Raw genomic sequence first — 20,379 nt, 5'->3', positions numbered from 1 at the left:
CGCCGCCAGGGTCGTGACGGACTTGCCGTCGGCCGGTTCCGGGGAGGCACTGGACGACATACCGACTGGTCGGCATCATGGTTCCGATCGTTCGGACACCTCGTTCCGTCGCCGTCGCCCGGAGGTACGCACCATGAGCCCAGTCCCCCCACCAGGTCTCGACCCGGAGCTGCTGCGCGGCCATCTCGACCGCGAGCGGCCGGGGCTGGTGAGCGGACCCCTCGAAGCGCGGCTGATCGAGGGCGGCCGCTCGAACCTCACGTACGTCGTCGGCGACGGGACGGGACAGTGGGTGGTGCGCAGGCCTCCGCTCGGCCATGTGCTGGCCACCGCGCACGACATGGCGCGCGAGCACCGGGTGATCAGCGGCCTGCACCCCACGGCCGTACCCGTGCCGGAGCCACTGCTGCTCTGCGAGGACGACTCGGTGATCGGCGCCCCGTTCTACGTGATGGAGTACGTCGAGGGCACCCCGTACCGCACCGCCGAGCAGCTCGCCCCGCTGGGCGCCGAGCGCACCCGGGCGGCGGTCCTCGGGCTCGTCGACACCCTGGTCGACCTGCACGCCGTGGACCCCGGGGCGGTCGGGCTCGGCGACTTCGGGCGCCCCGAAGGCTTCCTGGACCGGCAGCTGCGGCGCTGGGGCAAGCAGCTGGACGCCTCCCGCAACCGTGATCTGGCCGGCATCGACGAACTGCACGCCTCCCTCGGCCGCGAGCTGCCCTCCTCCCCCGCGCCCACCGTCGTCCACGGCGACTACCGCCTGGACAACGTGCTCCTCGGCTCCGACGACCGGATCAAGGCCGTCCTCGACTGGGAGATGTCCACGCTCGGCGATCCGCTGACCGACCTCGGGCTGCTCGTGATGTACAGCTCCGACCTCGGACTGCCCAAGTCGCCGGTCTCCACCACCAGCGGCGCGGCCGGGCACCCGTCCCCCGCCGAGCTGATCGAGCGCTACGCGGCCCGTTCGGGCCGGGACACCTCCGCCATCTCCTGGTACACCGCGTTCGCCTGGTTCAAGCTCGCCGTGATCCTGGAGGGCATCCACTACCGCTACACCCTCGGCCAGACGGTCGGCGCCGGTTTCGACCGGATCGGCGATCTGGTCCCCGTCTTCATCGAGCACGGCCTCACCACCCTCCAGGAAGGCTGAACCCCCATGGACTTCGCATTCGACGCCCGTACCGAGGAGCTGCGGAGCAGGCTGCTCGCGTTCATGGACGAGCATGTGTACCCGGCCGAGCAGGTCGCCGAGGAGCAGCGGGCCCGGCTCGCCTCGCCGTGGGACACGCCCGCGGTCGTCGGTGAGCTGAAGGCCGAGGCGCGGCGGCAGGGGCTGTGGAACCTCTTCCTGCCGGACGCGGAGTACGGGGCCGGGCTGACGAACCTCCAGTACGCCCCGCTCGCGGAGATCACCGGACGCTCCCCGCACCTCGCGCCCACCGCGACGAACTGCGCCGCCCCGGACACCGGGAACATGGAAGTGCTCTTCCAGTTCGCCACCGACGAGCAGAAGAAGCAGTGGCTGGAGCCGCTGCTCGCCGGGGAGATCCGCTCGGCGTTCGCGATGACGGAGCCGGACGTGGCGTCCTCGGACGCGACGAACATCGAGACGCGGATCGCACGGGAAGGCGATGACTACGTCATCAACGGGCGTAAGTGGTACATCTCCGGGGCGATGAACCCGGACTGCGCGGTCTTCATCGTGATGGGCAAGACCGACCCGGACGGCGAGGACATCCGCCGCCAGCAGTCGATGATCCTGGTGCCGCGCGACACCCCGGGCGTGGAGGTGCGGCGCGCGATGCAGGTGTACGGGTACGAGGACCACTCGCACGGCGGTCACGCCGAGGTGGTCTTCCACGATGTACGGGTGCCCGCGGCGAACCTGATCGGCGAGGAGGGCGGCGGTTTCGCCATCGCGCAGGCGCGACTGGGTCCGGGCCGGATCCACCACTGCATGCGGCTGATCGGGATGGCGGAGCGGGCCATCGAGCTGATGTGCCGGCGGGCGGTGGCGCGTACGGCGTTCGGCAAACCACTGGCCGCGCAGGGCGTCGTGCAGAACTGGATCGCGGACGCCCGGGTCACGGTGGAGCAGCTGCGGCTGCTGGTGCTGAAGACGGCCTGGCTGATGGACACCGTGGGCAACAAGGGCGCGCACACCGAGATCCAGGCCATCAAGATCGCCACCCCGCGCGCGGTGGTGGACATCCTGGACTCCGCGGTGCAGCTGTACGGCGCGGGCGGGGTGAGCCAGGACTTCCCGCTGGCGGAGCTGTGGGCCTCGGCGCGGACGCTGCGGCTGGCGGACGGGCCGGACGAGGTGCACCAGCGGTCGCTGGCCCGGCGGGAGATCAAGCGGTACGTCTGACGGACGCGGTGCGGCCCCCTCCCGAGGTGCTCGTCGGGAGGGGGCCGCCCCTTACACGCACAGCATGCTCAGAAGGTGAGCTTCCAGCTGTCGATGTAGCCGGTGTCCTGTCGGGCCACGTCCTGGACGCGGAGCTTCCAGGAGCCGTTGGCCACCTCGCTGGAGGCGTTGACCGTGTACGTCGTGATGACGTTGTCGGCCGAGTCGCCGCTGCTGGAGTTCTTCAGCCGGTACGCGCTGCCGTCCGGCGCCAGCAGATCGACGACCAGGTCGCCGCGCCAGGTGTGCTTGATGTCGACACCCACCTGAAGGGCGGCCGGGGCGTTGCCCGTCCGGCCGGTGACCGCGATCGACGAGGTCACCGCGGCTCCCGCGTCCGGGATGGCGACATCGCCGGTGTTGCTGAACACGTCTTCGCCGGTGGGCGGTTCGCCGCTGTCGGAGGACAGGGCCCAGATCGCGTGGGCGGCGGCGTCGCTGTTGCGGTCCAGGGCGGTGTCGTTGATGTTGCTCAGGCTGTCGCAGGACGAGTGGTAGCAGCGGTCGAAGGCCTGGCCCGCGGTCCCGCCCCACTTCTGCGCCTGGGCGGCGGACTTGGTGTAGCCCGCGCCGGTGAAGAGCCCGCCGACGGGCACGCCGACGTTCTTGAACGGGGCGTGGTCGGAGCGGCCGTCGCCCTCGGTCTCGATCTCGGTGGGGACGTTCAGGCCCGCGAAGTAGTCCTTGAAGGTCTTCTCGATGACCGGGTCGTCGTCGTAGACGAAGTAGCCGGCGTTGGGCGAGCCGATCATGTCGAAGTTGAGATAGCCGGAGAGCTTGGAACGCTCGGCGGACGGCAGGTTGTTGACGTAGTACTTCGAGCCGATCAGCCCGAGCTCCTCCGCGCCCCACCAGGCGAACCGCAGGTGCTTGTCGGGCTGGTACCCGGCGCGGGAGACGGCGAGGGCGGTCTCCAGCACGGCGGCCGAGCCGGAGCCGTTGTCGTTGATCCCGGCGCCGGAGGAGACCGAGTCGAGGTGGGCCCCGGCCATCAGGACCTTGTTCGCGTCGCCGCCGGGCCAGTCGGCTATCAGGTTGTAGCCGGTGGCGCCGTTGGAGGTGAACTGCTGGAGCGTGGTGGTGAATCCGGCCGCGTCGAGCTTGGCCTTCACATAGTCGACGGACGCCCTGTAGCCGGGCCGGCCATGGGCGCGGTTGCCGCCGTTGTTCGCGGCGATCGTCGAGAGCTGGGTGAGGTGGGCCTTGACGTTGGCCAGGGGGATGTCGGGCGCCGCCGCTGCGGCTGCCTCCGGGGTCGGCGCCCCGGCGGCCTGAGCGCTGGGCGCGGCGGTCGCGAGGAGGGCTCCGAGGGCTACGGCGGCGACGGCCGCCGGAGATCTGCGCAGGGTGAAACGGTTCGGTCTCATTCACGGGCTCCGGATTCCGTTGGGGACTGACGGAACGTGCGGGGGGTACCCGGCCGCGCGGTGCCCGGTCGGGTCCTGGAGCTGGCTGTGCGCGATGCGTGACCGATGCTGGGGGAAATGACAGTGCTCCGTCAAGAGCGGAAACCGGACAGGTCCGTTCTATTAACGAACAGTGCTCTCCCCGTGGACGCTGACGCCTCCGGTGGAGGCCGGACGAACCTCATACATCCAGACTCGCCCCGTCGCGCGGAGCGGGCCACCGGATCGCCTCTCCGGCGGGCAGTGCCAGGGAGCGTCCGACCATTCCGCGCGGATCAGCGGGCGGCGTCAGGTGCGGTGCATCGCAAGGCGCCGGAGAGTCCTCCCAGCGGAGCTACTGGGTGTACTCCCGCGAGGTGCCGTGCGGGCGTCGCCCGCGCGCGGAATGGATTCAGACACCCCTACGGGCGCAGGGCGCGCAGCAGCAGGTCCGCGAGGTGGTCGGCGACCTCCTGGCGGCTGAGCGGGCCGTCCGGGCGGTACCAGGTGGAGAGGTGGTGGACCGAGCCGAAGTGGTAGTCGACGACCAGGTCGGCGGGGGTGGCCGAGGAGAACACGCCGCCGCGCTGGCCCTCCTCGATCAGGGCCCGGAAGCGCTCGTGGTAGCGGCGGCGCTCGACGCGCACCTGCTTGTTCTTCTCGGGGCTCAGATGGTGCATGGAGCGGAAGAAGATCGCCGCGTCGTCCAGGTTGTCGATGGTCGTGACGACCACGTCGGCCGCCGCGTCGCGCAGCCGCTGCTCGACCGGCGCCTCGGCGTCCGCGAAGGCGTCCAGGCGCTCCTGCTGGAGCCGCAGCACCCGGGCGTAGACCTCCTGGAGCAGGTCCTCCTTGGAGCCGAAGTAGTGGTAGAGCGCCCCCTTGGTGACGCCCGCAGCCTCGACGATCTCCTGGACCGAGGTGCGGTCGTACCCGCGCTCGGCGAAGAGCCGGGTGGCGGCGGCCAGCAGCCTCTGAGGGACGGGAGTGCCGTTCTGATCCGTCGCCTTGGCCATGAGCCGCCACCTTCCTTTCGTACTGTGCATGTGCTGTTTCGACGCCGTTCTAGCGGTGGGAACGCAGTTCCCGCCTGAGGATCTTCCCACTCGCCGTCTTCGGCAGCTCGGTCAGGATCTCCACCTCGCGCGGATACTTGTACGCGGCGAGCCGTTCCCTGCAGTACGCGCCCAGCTCGCCGGGCTCCACGAAGGCCCCCGGGCGCAGGCTCACGTACGCCCGGACCGTCTCCCCCCGGTACGCGTCGGGCACGCCCACGACGGCCGCCTCGCGCACCGCCGGGTGGGTGTAGAGGACATCCTCCACCTCGCGGGGCCACACCTTGAACCCGGAGGCGTTGATCATGTCCTTCTTGCGGTCGACGACGTACAGCCAGCCCGCCGCGTCCATGAATCCGATGTCGCCGGTGCGCAGCTCGCCGTCGGGGAAGGCGGCCGCGGTGGCCTCGGGGAGGTTCCAGTAGCCGGAGACGACCTGGGGGCCGCGCACCGCGATCTCGCCCTGCTCCCCGAAGGGCACCTCCCGCCCCTCCTCGTCGAGGATCCGTACGACGGTGTCGGGTCCGGGCACGCCGACGGAGAGGGTGCCCGAGACCGGGTCGACGGGAGCCTCGCGCTCGGGCGGGACCGAGGCGCAGGGGGCGGTGCACTCGGTGAGTCCGTAGCCGTTGCGGATGTACGGGCCGAAGCCCGCGCGGAACTTCTCCACGAGCGCGGGCGGCAGGGGCGCGCCGCCGGAGGAGATCACCCGGAACGAGGAGAAGTGGTCCGGGGTGGCGTCCGGGTGGGCGGCCAGGGCCATGAAGGCGGTGGAGGGGCCGACGGTGTAGGCGGGGCGGTGGGCGGCGAAGGCCTCCAGGACGACGCCCGCCTCGAAGCGGTAGGCCAGGACGAGGGTGCCCGCGTTGGCGATACAGGCGGAGAGCTGGCAGACCATGCCGGTGATGTGGAAGAGCGGGGCGAGCGCGAAGTAGGCGGAGCCCTCGGCGATCGGATGGCCGGTGCGCTGGCGTTCGGCGTTGACCATGATGTTGCCGTGGGCGTTCATCGCGCCCTTGGGGGTGCCGCTGGTGCCGGAGGTGTAGCTGATCAGCGCCGTGTCGGCGGCGGTGAGCTCGCGGTCCGCCGGGGCCGGGTGCCCGGCGCGGGCGGCGGTCAGCAGATCGTCCGCGAGGTCGTCGGGACCGGGGGCGGGAAGCCGTTCGAAGCCGAGGACGCGGGGGTCGTTCACGCTCTGGAGGTCCAGCTCGCAGGCGGTGAGGGCGATGGTGAGGTCCGGGGCGGCCGCCGCGGTGTCCCGCAGATACGCCTCCCACGCCCGGTCCGCACAGATCAGCGCGGTGACCTGGGCGTCCTTGAGTACGTGGCCGACCTCGCCGGACTTGTACATCGGGTTGAGCGGGACGACGGTGGCCCCCGCCTTCCACGCGCCGAGCAGTGCGAGGACGAAGTGCGGGCTGTTCTGGAGCATGATCGCGACCCGGTCGCCCCGGCGGAGCCCCCGGGCGGCGAGGTGCCCGGCCACCGAGTCGGACAGCGCGTCGGTCTCGCGGTAGCTCAGGCGGCCGTCGAAGTAGGCCAGGGCCGTGCGGTCCGGGGCCCGGTCCACGGCCGCCCGCCAGGCGTGCAGCACGGTCGCGGGCGGGGTGACGGGGGCGCGCTGGGCGTCGCTGAGCAGGGCCAGCCACGGCTGGGCTGCGTAGCTGGACCCGGTGGCGGCCCGGGCCGCGGAGGTCGTGGCGGCGGAGGCCGCAGAGCCGGAGGCCGCAGAGCCGGAGGCCGCGGGCCCTGGGGTCACGGGGCCGGGGGTCACGGGGCCGGGGGTCACGGGGCCGGGGGTCGGGTCGCTCATGCGCCGCTCGCCTCCCACTTCTGCTGGAGGCGGTTCATATTGCCCAGCCACCGGTCCGGATCGGCGGCGCGGGCCTGGTGGTAGCCGGCCACCTCCGGGTGCGGCAGGACCAGGAAGCGGTCGGCGTCCATCGCCTCGAACAGGGCGTCGGCGACGGCGTCCGGCTCGATGGCGCCGGGGGCGAGGACCAGCTCGCCGGCCGAACCGGCGGCGGTGAGCATGTCGGTACGTACACCCTGCGGGCAGATCGCGTGGACCTTGACGCCGCGGTGGCGGTAGGTGAGCGAGAGCCACTCGGCGAAGGCGACCGCCCCGTGCTTGGTGACGCTGTACGGCGCCGCGCCGATCATCGTCAGCAGCCCGGCGGCGGAGGCGGTGGTGACGAACCGGCCGCTGCCGCGCTCCAGCCACTCCGGCAGCAGGGCCCTGGCCGCGCGGACATGGGCCATCACGTTGACGTCCCAGGCGGCGGCCCAGACCTCCTCGTCGGCGAACGCGTCGCCGGGCGAGGCCAGGCCCGCGTTGGCGCAGTAGACGTCCACGGTGCCGTCCAGCGCCTCCCGGGCCGCGTCCACGACGCCCGAGGCGTCCCCGGCGACGGCGGTCCCGCCGATCTCCCTCGCGAGCGGCTCGATCCGGGCGAGATCGAGGTCGTTGACGACGACCCGCGCTCCCCCGGCGGCGAACCTGCGGGCCAGAGCGGCTCCGATGCCGCCTCCGGCCCCTGTGACCACTACGCCGGCGTCCTGCACCGAACCCATCGCCATCCCGCCTTTCCTCATCCGGCCCCGTCCGGTCCCGTCCGACCGCACCGGCAGACTAACCGGTCGGTATGTCATCGGGAAAGGGCCGGGAACGGACCGGGCGGGGGCCCGGGAGGGGTGTGGGGACCGGCTCGGGGAATCGGCGCGGCCCAGGTCGTTCCGCGCGGCCCCGGCCCGCGCTAGCGTGCGTGGCCATGACAGTCGGCGCGATCATGGAGGTAGCGGAATGAGCCTGTCCCGACGTGGTTTGCTGGCCGCGGGAGGCGCCGTGGGAGCGCTCGCGGCGACGGCGGCCGGCACCGGTCCCGCCGCCGCCTCGACCGGGTCCGGGCACGGCTCCGGGCCCGGACGCGGCCGGGTGCGTACCGGTTTCGACCGGCTGGCGGCCGACGGCTACCGGCTGCTGCGGGGCCAGAAGGTCGGCATCGTCACCAACCCGACCGGCGTCACCGCCGACGTCCGGCACATCGTCGATGTGATGCATCCGGACGCACGGGTGAACCTGACCGCCGTGTTCGGCCCCGAGCACGGGTTCCGGGGCACCGCGCAGGCGGGCGGCTCCGAGGGGCGCTACGACGACCCGGCGACCGGGCTGCCGGTCTACGACACGTACCTCAAGAGCGGGCAGGACCTCGCGGACATCTTCACCGCCTCGGGCGTGGACACCGTCGTCTTCGACATCCAGGACGCGGGCGCCCGCTTCTACACGTACATCTGGACGCTGTACGACTGCATGGAGGCGGCCGCGCTCGCGGGCAAACGCCTGGTGGTGCTGGACCGGCCGAACCCGGTGACCGGGCGGGCGGCGCTCGGGCCGGTGCTGGACCCGGCGTTCGCCACGTTCGTCGGCCGCCGGGAGATCGCCCAGGCGCACGGGATGACGGTGGCGGAGCTGGCCCTGTTCTTCAACGCAGAGTTCCTGCACGAGAATCCGGTGCGGCTGGACGTGGTGACGATGTCGGGGTGGCGGCGCTCGGACTTCTTCGACGACACCGGGCTGCCGTGGGTGCCCCCGAGCCCGAACATGCCGACGCCCGAGACGGCGCTCGTCTACTCCGGCACCTGTCTCTTCGAGGGCACGAACCTCTCCGAGGGCCGGGGCACCACGCGCCCCTTCGAACTGCTGGGCGCGGAGGGCATCGACCGTGGCTGGGCGGCCGCCGCGAACGCGCTGGAGCTGCCGGGGGTGGCCTTCCGCGAGGCGTACTTCGCGCCGGTGTTCTCCAAGTTCGAGGGGAAGACGGTGGGCGGGGTGCAGGTACACGTCCAGGACCGGGAGGTGTTCGACCCGGTCCACACCGGAATCGCCCTGCTGGTGACGGCGAAACAGACCTGGAGCGGCTTCGCCTGGCGGCCGGACAACTGGATCGACAAGCTCACCGGGAACACCCGGGTCCGCACGATGATCGACGCGGGCGCGGACACCGACGAGGTCGTACGGGCCTGGCAGCGGGACCTGTCGGCGTTCCGGGCGAAGCGGCGGAGGTATCTGCGGTACGGGGGCTAGGTGTATTGACCCGCAGGGTTGTTCACGCGGCTGATCGTGCACAGCCACGTGCTCAGCAGCGATCGCGTCCGGTTCGTGGTGGTGTGGTTCACGGCGGTTGAGGGTACGGCCGGTGCTCGTGGGGTCGGTTTCAGTCGGGTCGGGCGGGGGCTCGTAGTTCGACCTTGTACCCGCCTTGCGGGGTGGGTTCGGCGGTGAAGGTGCCGTGGAGCAGTTCGGCGCGCTCTCGCAGGCCGATCAGGCCCTGGCGGGAGCTGGGCAGGGCGACGGCCGGGCGGGTGGGTGCTGTGTTGGTGATGGTGACGCCGAAGTGGTGGGCGTCGTGCCACAGGCGTACCTCGGCGCGGGCTCCGGGGGCGTGCTTGCGCACGTTGGTGAGGGCTTCTTGAATCGTGCGGTAGACGGTGCGTTGGGCGGTGGTGCTGATGTCCGGCGGAAGCTTGCCGGTCAGGGTTGTCTCGATGCCGCTGTTGGCGATCAGTTGCTGGAGATCGGCGAGGGTTGGCTGGGGGGCGAGTTCGGTTTCCTTGCCACCGGAGGCGCGGAGCAGGGTGACCATGTGGCGGAGTTCGTCGAGGGTGTTCACGCTCAGAGAGCGGATGGTGCGGGCGGCCTCGCGGGCGTCGGGATCTTTGGAGGCGACCTGCAGGGCTCCGGCCTGCACGGCGATAAGGCTGACCTGGTGGGAGACGACGTCGTGCATCTCGCGGGCCAACTGGGCCCGTTCACGGGCGAGGACGGTCTGGGCGTGCAGGGCGCGTTCGTGCTCCCGGGCCTCTTCGACCTCCTTGAGCTGGCGTGCCACGTCGTGCCTGGCCTGCACGAGCTGGCCGCACAGGACCGGGGCGATGGCTGTGGCCAGCGTGTAGATGAACTGGATGAGCGTCCAGGTCCGGTCGCCGGTGAACGTGTCAGACAGGGGCCAGGCGAGGGTGCCCGCCGCCGCGTGCAGCAGGGCGCAGCCGACCAGCAGCCGGCGGTTGCGGGTCACCGTGGCCAGTGTGTACAGGGCGGTGATCGGGGCGACGGCCACGTCCATGAAGACCGTCATGGGCAGCGTCAGCAGGAAGACGGCCAGCGGAAAGCGCCTGCGCAGGAGCAGCCCTGCGCTGCCGATGGCGACGCAGGCCCACACGAGGGGGGTTCCCTCGTCGAAGAGGTTGATCCAGGCATCGACCACGGCGAGCACGACGAGGCCCGCGTCGACCGCCCAGGCCGGCGTCCTTCGCCACAGTGCCAGGCCCCTGCTCATCGCCCGTGGTCCCGTGTGTTCCGGGCCGCGGCGTCGCCGTCCCTGCTGAGCAGCCCGGCCCGCTCCGCGAGCAGTGCCGCCTGGACACGGCTGGAGACCCGCAGCTTGGTCAGGATCGAGCTGACATGGTCCTTGACGGTGCCCGCGCTCAAGTGGATGCGGGTGCCGATGTCGGCGTTGGAAAGTCCTCCCGCGACCAGGACGAGGACGTCGCGTTCCCGGTCGCTGAGCAGGCCCACGCGCTCCACCTCCGCGTCCTGGGGCGCTCCCGCCCCCAGGTGACCGCGCAGCAGGGCACGTGAGGCTTTCGGGGACATCACCACCCCGCCCGCGGCCAGGGTGCGTACCAGCTGGGCGAGCTGTTCGGGCTCGGTGTCCTTGAGGAGGAAGCCGGCGGCCCCCGAGCGCAGCGCGGTCAGGACGTACTCGTCGGTGTCGAACGTGGTCAGCATGGCCACGTGTGGTGGTTCGGGCAGTGTCTGGATCTGCCGCAGGACGGTCAGGCCGTCCACGTCCGGCATGCGGATGTCGAGGAGTACGACGTCCGGCAACTCGCGGCGGATCACGTCGGCCGCCTGTGCCCCTTCCGCGGTCGCCACGACCTGGATGCCGTCGGACGCGTTCAGGATCATCTGGAAGCCGGATCGCACCAGGGCCTCGTCGTCCACCACCACTACCCGGATCACCGGCGTTCCGCCTCACACTCGTCTGCTTCGTCTCAATTCACGGGCGACCCGTAGGCGGCACAGGGCACTACGGCTCTCGTACGGTGATCGCTTGCTGTCGAGCGTACGTCCGCTCCGGCGCGCCACGGCGCGGTCGTGGGGGGACGCCCGCCACCCGGCAGGCCCGTTCCAGCCGTTCGGGGGGCGCTCCGGCCCTTCGGCGGGCAGGTGGGCGAACCTCGGCGGATGGAACCTGCGGCCCTTCCGCGGTGGGATCGGTGGGTGGCCGGCCCGGGCCCGCGGGCCGCAGCCGTTTCCGTGCCGTGAGAGGACCACCTGCCCATGTCCCGGTCGTCTCTGCGCCTGCGCCAGTCCGCCCGCGTTCTGCGTCACTGGGCGGCGCGGCCCCATGTGCTGTTCGGCGGTGTGTACGGGGCAGTGCTGGCCAGATCCGTGGTGGCCGCCCTGACCGAACAGGGTGCGCCCGAGCCCGCCGACCGGCTCAGCAGCGCGAAGTGGCTTGCGGTCACGGCCATCACGTCTGCCCTGGCGCACCCCGTGGACGGTCTGATCGCCCGGCGCGGCGACCAGACCGTCCACGGGGTGCGCGCCGCGGCACGTCTGCTGCTGTCCGAGCGGCCGTTGGTCCTGGCGACGGCACCGACGCCGGTCTGCCGCTCGGCGCGGCATGGGGCTGGTGGCCCTCGCGAGCCACCGAGGACGTGGCCCTCGCCGTGAACGTGGCGCTGCTGTTCGCCTGGAGCTGCTTGCCGCCCGCGCCGGAGGACGCACCTGGGGCTCCCCTTTGAAGATCGGCACGGCGGACGCGCTCATCGGCCTGGCCGTCGTGGTGGCCAACGCCCTTATCACATAAGGATGTCGGTCGCCGGTAGCTGCGGGCGTCGCTGCTCCGGTGCTGCGAGTGACCCGCTCCGAGGCGGCGGCCGCGGTCCGGCCCCGCCGTTCGGCGGGGCGGTCCCGGCCGACCGGCGGGGCGGTCCCGGCCGACCGGCGGGGCGGTCCCGGCCGACCGGCGGGGCGGTCACCGAAGGCTGCCGGATGGCCCGTCACCCGCCGTCAGCACGAGGTTGTCTCCATGACATATACGCAGCCGCCGCACGAGACATCAGCTCCGCAGGTGCACTCCCCTCCGCAACCCCGGACCTCACCCGAGACCGCTCTGCCTTCCTCGGCCGGTCCGTCGCTGGGGCGCCTCGTCGGGTTGGACGTGGCCCGCGCGCTGGCGGTGTTCGGCATGTACATCGTCCACATCGGGCCCCCGCTGTCGGCCACGGACGGCGTCGGCAGCTGGGTGCGGTACCTGGCCGACGGCCACTCGTCGGTCCTGTTCGCCACCCTCGCCGGGTTCTCGTTGATGCTGATCGGCGGCCGCCGTGAGCCGAAGACCGGCTTGGCCGGACGGCAGGCGAAAGCGCGGATCGCGATCCGCGCCGTGGTCCTGCTGGCGCTGGGCACCGCACTGGCGATGGAGTACGGGGGTGTGATCATCCTCGCCTTCTACGGCGTCTACTTCCTGCTCTCACTGCCCCTGGTGCGACTGCGTGCCGGGATGCTCGCGATGATCGCGGCCGGACTCGCACTGGTCACACCGCAGCTGGCATTCGTCCTGAAGTCGCTGCTGAGCGAGTCCGTCCAGCAGAGCGTCAACACCTACGACCCGCTCAAGGCTCTCAGCGACGTGGGAGTGCTCGATCTGCTGCTCACCGGCTTCTACCCGGCGATTACGTGGATGCCGTTCGTGGTCGCCGGGATGGCGCTGGCCCGCCTCGACCTTTCCGCCGCCGCCGTTCAGTGGCGGCTGGCCGCGCTCGGTGCCGCCCTCACCGTGGCCGCGTACGGCATGTCCCTGCTGCTGGCGGGCAAGGACGCGTTGCGGAGCATGGCGGAGGGCGGGAAGTCGTCCGCCGGCTCCGAGCCGGTGTCCTTCGGCAGCGGATCCTTCGAGGGCCAGGGGGCGGCCTCGGAACTGCTGACCGCCGGGCCGCACAGCGGCACCACATTCGACATCATCGGCAGCGTGGGCGTCGCGATCCTCGTGATCGTGTGCGCGACGGTGCTGATGGACCGTCTGCCGCTCCTGCGCCGCATGGCGAAACCGATCATCGCCGTGGGCACCATGTCCTTGACGGCCTACGTCGGCCACTTTGTCGTGCAGTCCGTGGTGGGCGTGCCGACCGGCGAAAGCAGCCAAGCGTCGTGGCTGCCCGTGCTCGCGTTCATCCTCGGGGCGATCGTGTTCGCCGCGATCTGGTCCCGATTCTTCCGCCGCGGACCGCTGGAGTCGCTGCTCAACGCCGCCACCAAACCGGCGAAGTACGTCCGATAGGAGCGGGGTGGGGGCGGTCGGCCAACGCGCCCCGGGCCTCGACGGCCCTCGCGGCCCGCAAAGGGATCAGCCCTTGCGGGCTTCGGCCGTGCGCCCGGCAACCCGTACCAGATCCTGCTGGCGCGGACCGATCACCCGGGGGCGAGGACTTCTCCGAAGCCCTCGTGTGCTGCGAAGCGGCGACCGGTGTGGCGGGCGCCCCCGGGGCCCCGTGGTGCGGAGACAGGGCGCGCGTCTCAGCCATGGCGCTCGATGGCTCGGAGCAGGTCGGCGAAGATCGTGCAGGTCTCCGGTTGACGATGGCCGTCGTGACCCAGGCGTCGGCTGCGCGGGCCACATCCGCCATGACCGGTGCCGTGTGGGGTTTTCGGCGGGAAGGTGGACCGGGCCGGTCGATTGAAGCCGTGAGGGGCATGCGTGAAGGCTCTTCGGCGGCTGAGGGAGCGGTTGGCGAACTCCGCGCGCGACTCCCGGAGGTGGTGCCCGCAGCCTCAGGAATCGTGCCTTGCGCCGGTACCCGGTGGATCTCCAGCACCACCCCGCCACACAGTTGGGCTGCCCCGCCGCACAGCGGGGGCAGCCCATGGGGACGACGGTGTCGTCGCTCTCCGGTCCGGCCCGTCTCACCCGGCGGAGCGGCCCGCCGGGGTCAGGAGCTGGGTCGCGGCAAGCTGTGCGTACAGCTCGTCCTTGGCCACCAGCTCCACATGGGTACCGATCGCGCGGACCGTGCCGGCGTCCATGACGACGATGCGATCGGCGTCCGTCACCGTCGACAGGCGGTGGGCCACCACCAGCACGGTGGTCTCGCGTGCCGTCTCGGCGATGACGTCCCGCAGCGCCAGCTCGTTGACGGCGTCGAGCTGCGAGGTCGCCTCGTCCAGGAGCAGCAGCCGGGGCTTGCGCAGCAGGGCGCGGGCGATCGCGACGCGCTGGCGCTCGCCGCCGGACAGCTTCGAGCCGCGGTGCCCGACCAGGGTGTCCAGGCCCTGCGGGAGAAGCTCGACGAGGGTGTCGAGCCTGGTCCGGGCGAGGACGGTGCGGATGTCGTCGTCCGTCGCACCGGGCGCGGCGAAGACCAGGTTCTCCCGCAGCGTTCCGGCAAGGACCGGCGCGTCCTGCTCGACGTACCCGATGACGGACCGCAACTCGGGCAGAGCCCACTCGCGCACGTCCTTGCCGTCGACCAGGACCCGGCCGCCGGTCGCCTCGTAGAACCGCTCGATGAGCGTGAAGAGCGTCGACTTGCCCGCTCCCGAGGGACCGACGAAGGCCGTCATCCCGGTACCCGGAACCTCGAAGTCCACCTCCTCGTGGATGTACGGCAAGCCGGGCGCGTAACGGAAGGACACATCCTCGAAGCGGACCGACGCCGGATACTGCACGACGGCCCAGTCCTCGGGCCGCACCGGCCCACGCGCGACCGACGGCTCTACCGGCAGAACATCCAGCTCCGTGATCCGGGAGATCGCGGCTGCGCCCTCCTGGTAACTGGAGACGGCCTCCATCAGCCTGTACACCGGTTCCATCAGGTAGAAGACGTACAGCAGGAAAGCGATGAGCGTGGACACGGGGATCTCTCCGGACGCCACCCGCGCTCCGCCGACGGCGAGCACCGCGAGGAACGCCAGCTGGACGGCGAGGTTGTCCGCCGTACCCACCACGGCCTCCCACTTCGCGCTACGCACCCCATGGCGCCACGCCCGCTGGGCCGCCGCCTCGACACGGGCCGTCTCCCGCTCCTCGGCGCCGGACGCCTTCACGGTACGGAAAGCTCCAAAGACCCGCTCCAGTCCCGTGGACATCTCCCCGACCGCGGCCTGCGAACGCTCGGTGGCCTGACCGATCTTCGGCACCACCAGGGCTACGCCGGCACCGACGGCCACGACCACACCGAGCGTCACGCCGAGCAGTACGGCATCGAGGAAAGCCATCACCACGACCGCCGCGACCAGCGTGACCGCCCCTGTCGCGGCGTTGACCACCGCCTGGGTACTGACCGCCCGCAGCAGCGTAGTGTCGGACGACACCCGCGACATCAGATCGCCCGGCTGTATCCGGTCCACCTCCGCGAGCCGCAGCCGCAGCAGCCGGCCGATGAGACTGCGGCGAGCAGCCAGGACCACGGACTCCGCCGTCCGCTCCAGGACATAGGCACCGAATGCCTCGGCCACCGTGCTCAACAGCACCAGCACCGTCATGGCCAGCAGGATGGTGGCGATCGTGCCCCCGGACGAGAGCCGGTCGACCAGTTCCTTCGTGGCCAAAGGCTGGAGCAGCCCTCCGGCCGCTCCTACCAGCGCCAGCAGCAGGCCGAGTGCGACGGCCCACCGGTGTGGGCGGACGTACCCGTGCAGCGCCTTGAGCGTCTCGCGGGCACGTGGGGAGTCGGCACCCGTCGCCTCGGGGGCGGATGCGGTGTTCACAGGATTCCTTTCCTACGTGGTCTGCCGCTGTGGCAGGGCGCGCACCGTAGCCCGGCGTCTCGACGGTCCGCCGCACCGGCCGATGACCGATGTGAGGCGGCGAGCTCCTGCTCGTGTGCACGGCGTGTCATGCCACCAGCCTGGAAGACCGGACGCTTCTTCGGACATCCGGCGATCGTCGGGTGGACCCCCGCCGAGTGGCTGGAGAAGACCGCCTGTCGGCCCACCATGTTGGGATGCCACGAGGTCCCGTGCTGGATCGCGGGCCGTCTTCTCGCAGCAGGCGTGTCGGAGATCTCGACGTGCCGGCACAGACTTCTGCACGGCGCCGTCGGGCTCTTGTGGAAACCAACCCGCGCGCGCCGGACGGCCGGCCGACCACGACGACCAGGCAGGTGTCGGCGTCGATGACGATCTGGTGGTTGGTGGAGTACCTGTAGTTCTTCGACCGCCCGGCGATGGTGTGGTCCCGGGTGGGGGCCAGGGTGCCGTCCACGATGCGCACGGCGTCCCTGGCGAACTGTTTACGGGGGCTGGAGGGCAGGCATCGGCCCGAGGTGATCGATGATCCGGTCCGCCGTCTACCTGGACACCCCGAACAGCGGGGCGAGATGGCGCATAGTCAGGTTTGTGCGCCACCAGGCCGCGACGAGCAGGGCCCGGTCCTCCAGGGAAGGCTCCACGGCCGGCCCTTGCGGACCGCGTCCGCACCCTGGCGCCGCAGAACCGTCACCAGCTTCCCGAAGGTGCGCGGGCTCAGCCCGGAGAAGAGGGCTGTCCAGGACGGCTCTGACGCCGTGATCACACCAGCCACAGAAAGATCACTTCACCTGGTCCGGCGTATCTCGGACAGTCACGCCCACGACCCCTGGCCGCATGCCGAATCGCTGGACCATGCCTCGCCCTGCACCAGCCACCCCGACTTCCCCGCGCAACCGGAGCCTGAAGCAGCACCTCTCGATCAGCTGCCAGGGCGCCCCAGAGGGCCGGACGGCCACTCCCCGCGAGCCACAACTGGCGAGCCCCGATCAGCCACGTGCGGCCCTACCGGGCCACGCAACAACTTGCGGGGCCCCGATGGGCTGCAGCTGGACCGAGCCCACCCACTGGAGATCATTTACGGGACACTTAGGCCCTGGGATCAGGCTGCCGTGAGGTCCATGTCGCCGAGGTACTCGCCGTCGTCGGTGAGGCCCCGCTTGCGGTAGCCGAGCCCGAGGTAGAACTCCTCGGGACCGCCCTCCCCGGGCTTCCAGGTCACGGTCGAGACCGTCCCGCCGCGCCGGCGGATCTCCTCGTTGACCGCCCCGACGGCGAACCGCCCGTAGCCCCGGCCCTGCTCACCGGCCGCGACGGCGAGCCGCCAGAGCCCGGAGCGGGGCGGGGCGTCCGGCACCCCGGCGTCGAAGTCGAACGGCAGGTCGAAGTGCGCCATCACGAAGCCGACGGCGCGGTCACCGGCACAGATCAGCCGGGGCCAGGCGAGGTCGGGATGCACATAGGCCTCGGCCAGGGACTGCGCGACCGGGGAGACGAACCTGCGCTGGTCAGGTGCTACTTCCAGCCGACAGGCGTCGAGCACATCGTCGGCGGTGATCTTCTCCAGGCGCGGGCGAGCTGGTGTCATGGGGGAAACCAACCGCACGGGACGGTGCCGCCGCCACGGGATTTCGCCACCCGCGCAATGCCCGTACGCCCGCGCACCACCCGCCCGTGCGCCGCTCCGCTTCCGCCCGTGGCACCCCGTCCCACATGGGACGTCTCGGCCAATGGACGGATTTCATCTTTCGATGGAGCCGAAACGGGCAGGCGTACGTCCATTCCTTGACGTCCAAGGACGAGCGGCGGAGGTGGCGGTGTCATGGCCGGTTTCCGGAGTCTTGCGAGACAGGTACGCGATCCGCTGGGTGATCTGGCCCTGCGGCGGTATTCACTGCGCAAGTGTTTGGAGAGGTTCGCCCCGTACGGGCACCGGGCGACCTGGGACCATCTGTGCGCCCGGCACGGGATCGATCCCGAGGACCGGGCGCCCGATCCGATGCGTCTGATGCGCGCGCTGGACGAGTTGGAGGAGGCGCGGGCCGTGTGGCTCGCGTACGAGGCGGGGTTCGCCGAGCGGCGGCGGCGCGAGAAGCACGCGGGTCTGCGGCGGCCGGGTGCGTTCGACGACTGGCACCGCCGTACCTGGGGCGGTCACGGGGTGGCCCGCTGCACCGACCCGGGCGTCCATCCGACCGAGCCGCTCGCCGAGGTCCTGCGCCGGCTGATCGCGGCTCTCGGCGCCGGACCCGGCTCCGCCTGCCCGGTCTGCGCGGGCACCGGCATCGAGTGGCGGCAGGAGCGGGGCGACGAGCCGTGGGCAGGTCCGGTGTGCACGGGCTGCGGGATCGTGGTGCCGCGGCCCGCGCTGACCGACCGCACCCTGGCCAAGGCCCGGCTGCCACGGCACCGGAGGCCGGCCGTACAGGCGGCGTGAGGCCCGGCGCCCCGCGTGGCCGCCCGGCCCCGGTGGACAGGACCGGGAGGCCAGGAGTCCGGTCGCACGACGGCGCTCAGGAGGACTGCTTGCGCTCGGGCATCAGGCGGGAACCGGTGATCCGCTCACCGCTGATGTCGTCGGGGTTGGACAGCACACAGGTCTCCAGCGACAGACAGCCGCATCCGATGCAGTCGGTCAGATGGTCGCGCAAGCGGTGCAACTGCTCGATGCGCTCGTCCAGTTCCTTGCGCCACACCTCGGAGAGGCGGGCCCAGTCCTCGTGGTTGGGCGTGCGCTCCTCGGGCAGTTCGGCGAGTGCGTCCCGGATCGTGGCCAGCGGGATGCCGACGCGCTGTGCCGCCCGGACGAAGGCGACCCGGCGCAGCGCGTCCCTCGTGTAGCGGCGCTGATTGCCGCTGGTGCGGGTGGAGGTGATCAGGCCCTTGGACTCGTAGAAGTGCAGGGCCGAGACGGCTGCGCCGCTGCGCGCCGAGAGCTGGCCGACCGAGAGTTCGTGGAGTGTCTGTGGGATCTGTGGCACCCCTCAAACCTACTGCCATGTCGTTGACAGGAACGCGCCGCCGGACAATGCTGAGCAAGCGCTTAGACATCGCGCGGGCAGCACGTCGAGCCGGAAGGCAGGGACCGGGAACATGGCAGAGCCGAGGATCTTCACGTCCGCGCAGGAGCTGCGGGACGGAGTGGGCGAGCAGCTGGGACACAGCGACTGGCTGGAGGTCGAGCAGAAGAGGATCGACCAATTCGCCGAGGCGACCGGCGACCACCAGTGGATCCATGTGGACCCGGAGCGGGCGAAGGACGGACCCTTCGGCACGACCATCGCGCACGGCTATCTGACGCTCTCACTGCTGCCCGCGCTGGTACCGCAGGTGATGCGGGTCGAGGGCATGAGGATGGGCATCAACTACGGGACCAACAAGGTCCGTTTCCCCTCGACCGTCCCGGTCGGCTCGCGACTGCGGGCCACGGCGGTGCTCCGCGAGGTCGCGGAGGTGGGCGGCGGCGTGCAGGTGACGGCGGTCGTCACGGTCGAGCGCGAGGGCGGCGAGAAGCCGGCCTGTGTCGCCGAGTCGGTGTCCCGCTACTACTTCTGAAACCGCCCGACGGCCTCCGCGCCCCGCCGGGCCACTACTGGACCTGCCGGGCCTTGACCATCCGCAGGACGAGGTCGGCGTACAGCTCGCCGACCTCGTCGGGCGTGCGGCTGCCCTGGGCGTTGAACCAGCGGGCCACGTCGATGCAGAGGGACAGCACCGCGAGCGTGGTGCCGGGGATGTCGGGGACGTCGAACTCGCCGTCCCGCACCCCCTCGCTGATGATCCGGCGCACCACCGCGTCGCTCCTGCGCCGCAGGGCGACGATCTCGGTGCGGTGCTCCTCGCCCAGCGCGTCGAGCTCGTACTGCACGACCCGGGCGGTGGTGTGCCGCTCCGCGTGCCAGCGGACGAAGGAGCGGACGGCCCCGGCGAGCCGTTCGGCGGCCGCGCCGTCCCGGTCGGCCTCGGCTTCGAGGACGTACAGCGCCCGTTCGTGGCCGATCTTGCTGATCCGGTGGAGCAGCTCTTCCTTGGTCTTGTAGTGGATGTAGAGCGCGGCCGGGCTCATCCCGGCCCGGCCGGCGATGTCACGGGTGGTGGTCGCGTGGTACCCGCGCTCGGCGAAGGCGTCCACCGCGGCGACGAGCAGCCGCCTGGCCGCCTCGGGAGTGACCTCGCCCCACGGCGTGTCCTCGCCGCTCGTCTCCTCCACCGCACTCATCGCCCAAGACCCCTCTCCGTCAGCAGGACGCACACCATACCCCGAACCTGAGCAAGCGCTTAGGGGATGTCCTGCCGATCCCGCGGGGTCAGAGCTTCTGGAAGGGATCGTGCTCGGCGAGGATCTTCTCCAGCCGGGCCTGGTCGACCCGGCTGTGGATCTGCCCGGCCTCCTGGCGGTCCCGGATCACCTTGGCGAGCGTGAAGCAGGACGTGACGAGGTAGAGCACGCCGATGGCGAGGAAGCCGCGCACCCAGGCGTCGGCGTCGAGGAAGAAGATACCGAAGGCGACCGCGGCGATCGCCACCATGAAGGAGGCGACGGCCTGCATGTAGAAGGCCGCGGTGCTCTGCTGCTTGACCGATGTCGTGTCACTCATGGGGCCAGCATCCGCCCGACGTGGCGCACACCACATCCGTGCCCGTACTCAGGCCCGTACTCAGACGTCGGACGCCTGTACGAGGCCGAGCGCCGGGCGGGTACGGGCCCGG

Annotated in this window: 18 protein-coding genes and 1 pseudogene; 7 read left to right on the top strand and 12 right to left on the bottom strand. The window is 71.3% G+C overall.

Features of this window, described 5'->3' with window-relative positions; all coding sequences use genetic code 11:
* Nucleotides 1-133: 133 nt before the first annotated feature.
* Both AC0VY3_RS11970 and AC0VY3_RS11965 read left to right on the top strand, forming a co-directional pair.
* Nucleotides 134-1,156: a phosphotransferase family protein gene (locus AC0VY3_RS11970; protein WP_475549581.1), complete on the top strand. Its 1,023-nt coding sequence runs from the start codon at nt 134-136 to the stop codon at nt 1,154-1,156.
* Between the two features lie 6 nt (nt 1,157-1,162).
* Nucleotides 1,163-2,377, top strand: coding sequence for an acyl-CoA dehydrogenase family protein (locus AC0VY3_RS11965; protein ID WP_475549580.1), 1,215 nt, complete (start codon nt 1,163-1,165; stop codon nt 2,375-2,377).
* Between the two features lie 68 nt (nt 2,378-2,445).
* Here the strand turns inward: AC0VY3_RS11965 and AC0VY3_RS11960 are convergent, their stop codons facing one another.
* The 4 genes from AC0VY3_RS11960 to AC0VY3_RS11945 form a co-directional block, all read right to left on the bottom strand.
* Nucleotides 2,446-3,783, bottom strand: a complete 1,338-nt coding sequence (locus AC0VY3_RS11960; RefSeq protein WP_475549579.1) for a M28 family metallopeptidase — start codon at nt 3,781-3,783, stop codon at nt 2,446-2,448.
* Nucleotides 3,784-4,223: 440 nt separating this feature from the next.
* The gene (locus AC0VY3_RS11955; protein ID WP_103511748.1) at nt 4,224-4,817 is read right to left on the bottom strand and encodes a TetR/AcrR family transcriptional regulator; all 594 of its coding nucleotides are present in this window, start codon (nt 4,815-4,817) and stop codon (nt 4,224-4,226) included.
* A gap of 49 nt (nt 4,818-4,866) precedes the next feature.
* Nucleotides 4,867-6,669, bottom strand: a complete 1,803-nt coding sequence (locus AC0VY3_RS11950; protein WP_258047356.1) for an AMP-binding protein — start codon at nt 6,667-6,669, stop codon at nt 4,867-4,869.
* Complete coding sequence (locus tag AC0VY3_RS11945) at nt 6,666-7,436, bottom strand: SDR family oxidoreductase (RefSeq protein ID WP_475549578.1); 771 nt, start codon at nt 7,434-7,436, stop codon at nt 6,666-6,668. The genes AC0VY3_RS11950 and AC0VY3_RS11945 overlap by 4 nt, the downstream gene beginning before the upstream one ends.
* Before the next feature lie 223 nt (nt 7,437-7,659).
* Here AC0VY3_RS11945 and AC0VY3_RS11940 point away from each other — a divergent pair, with 223 nt between their 5' ends.
* Nucleotides 7,660-8,940, top strand: coding sequence for an exo-beta-N-acetylmuramidase NamZ family protein (locus AC0VY3_RS11940; RefSeq protein WP_475549577.1), 1,281 nt, complete (start codon nt 7,660-7,662; stop codon nt 8,938-8,940).
* A 130-nt stretch (nt 8,941-9,070) separates the two neighbouring features.
* Here the strand turns inward: AC0VY3_RS11940 and AC0VY3_RS11935 are convergent, their stop codons facing one another.
* Nucleotides 9,071-10,192: a sensor histidine kinase gene (locus tag AC0VY3_RS11935; protein ID WP_103511745.1), complete on the bottom strand. Its 1,122-nt coding sequence runs from the start codon at nt 10,190-10,192 to the stop codon at nt 9,071-9,073.
* Complete coding sequence (locus tag AC0VY3_RS11930; protein WP_258047357.1) at nt 10,189-10,824, bottom strand: response regulator; 636 nt, start codon at nt 10,822-10,824, stop codon at nt 10,189-10,191. The genes AC0VY3_RS11935 and AC0VY3_RS11930 overlap by 4 nt, the downstream gene beginning before the upstream one ends.
* A 375-nt stretch (nt 10,825-11,199) precedes the next feature.
* Between AC0VY3_RS11930 and AC0VY3_RS11925 the strand changes: the two genes are divergently transcribed.
* Nucleotides 11,200-11,595, top strand: coding sequence for a hypothetical protein (locus AC0VY3_RS11925; RefSeq protein ID WP_258047355.1), 396 nt, complete (start codon nt 11,200-11,202; stop codon nt 11,593-11,595).
* 358 nt (nt 11,596-11,953) lie between these two features.
* Nucleotides 11,954-13,204 (top strand): DUF418 domain-containing protein, encoded by a 1,251-nt coding sequence (locus AC0VY3_RS11920; protein ID WP_475549576.1) that lies wholly within the window; start codon nt 11,954-11,956, stop codon nt 13,202-13,204.
* Between the two features lie 623 nt (nt 13,205-13,827).
* On the opposite strand, the gene AC0VY3_RS11915 is transcribed toward AC0VY3_RS11920, so the two are convergent.
* The 3 genes and pseudogenes from AC0VY3_RS11915 to AC0VY3_RS11905 form a co-directional block, all read right to left on the bottom strand.
* On the bottom strand, nt 13,828-15,630 hold the full coding sequence (locus AC0VY3_RS11915) for an ABC transporter ATP-binding protein (protein WP_475549575.1): 1,803 nt from the start codon (nt 15,628-15,630) through the stop codon (nt 13,828-13,830).
* A gap of 367 nt (nt 15,631-15,997) precedes the next feature.
* A pseudogene (locus AC0VY3_RS11910) lies at nt 15,998-16,444 on the bottom strand (transposase family protein); the annotation flags it as partial.
* A gap of 327 nt (nt 16,445-16,771) precedes the next feature.
* On the bottom strand, nt 16,772-17,257 hold the full coding sequence (locus tag AC0VY3_RS11905; RefSeq protein WP_475549574.1) for a GNAT family N-acetyltransferase: 486 nt from the start codon (nt 17,255-17,257) through the stop codon (nt 16,772-16,774).
* Nucleotides 17,258-17,491: 234 nt separating this feature from the next.
* On the opposite strand from AC0VY3_RS11905, the gene AC0VY3_RS11900 reads away from it, so the two are divergent.
* A complete protein-coding gene (locus tag AC0VY3_RS11900; RefSeq protein WP_103511742.1) occupies nt 17,492-18,106 on the top strand; it encodes a hypothetical protein in 615 nt (204 codons plus the stop codon).
* A 76-nt stretch (nt 18,107-18,182) separates the two neighbouring features.
* Here AC0VY3_RS11900 and soxR read toward each other — a convergent pair whose 3' ends face one another.
* The gene (gene soxR / locus AC0VY3_RS11895) at nt 18,183-18,650 is read right to left on the bottom strand and encodes a redox-sensitive transcriptional activator SoxR (protein WP_103511741.1); all 468 of its coding nucleotides are present in this window, start codon (nt 18,648-18,650) and stop codon (nt 18,183-18,185) included.
* Between the two features lie 112 nt (nt 18,651-18,762).
* Here soxR and AC0VY3_RS11890 point away from each other — a divergent pair, with 112 nt between their 5' ends.
* Nucleotides 18,763-19,224 carry a MaoC family dehydratase gene (locus tag AC0VY3_RS11890; protein ID WP_103511740.1) on the top strand — a complete coding sequence of 154 codons (462 nt, stop codon included), beginning with the start codon at nt 18,763-18,765 and terminating at the stop codon, nt 19,222-19,224.
* Between the two features lie 34 nt (nt 19,225-19,258).
* On the opposite strand, the gene AC0VY3_RS11885 is transcribed toward AC0VY3_RS11890, so the two are convergent.
* Nucleotides 19,259-19,888: a TetR/AcrR family transcriptional regulator gene (locus AC0VY3_RS11885; protein WP_103511739.1), complete on the bottom strand. Its 630-nt coding sequence runs from the start codon at nt 19,886-19,888 to the stop codon at nt 19,259-19,261.
* Nucleotides 19,889-19,976: 88 nt separating this feature from the next.
* Nucleotides 19,977-20,267 (bottom strand): YiaA/YiaB family inner membrane protein, encoded by a 291-nt coding sequence (locus tag AC0VY3_RS11880; RefSeq protein WP_007448725.1) that lies wholly within the window; start codon nt 20,265-20,267, stop codon nt 19,977-19,979.
* Between the last annotated feature and the right edge of the window lie 112 nt (nt 20,268-20,379).

This window comes from Streptomyces sp. iso_384 (genome assembly GCF_056172905.1).
Note: the sequence above shows the minus strand (reverse complement) of the source record. Positions and strands in the feature narration are given on the sequence as shown.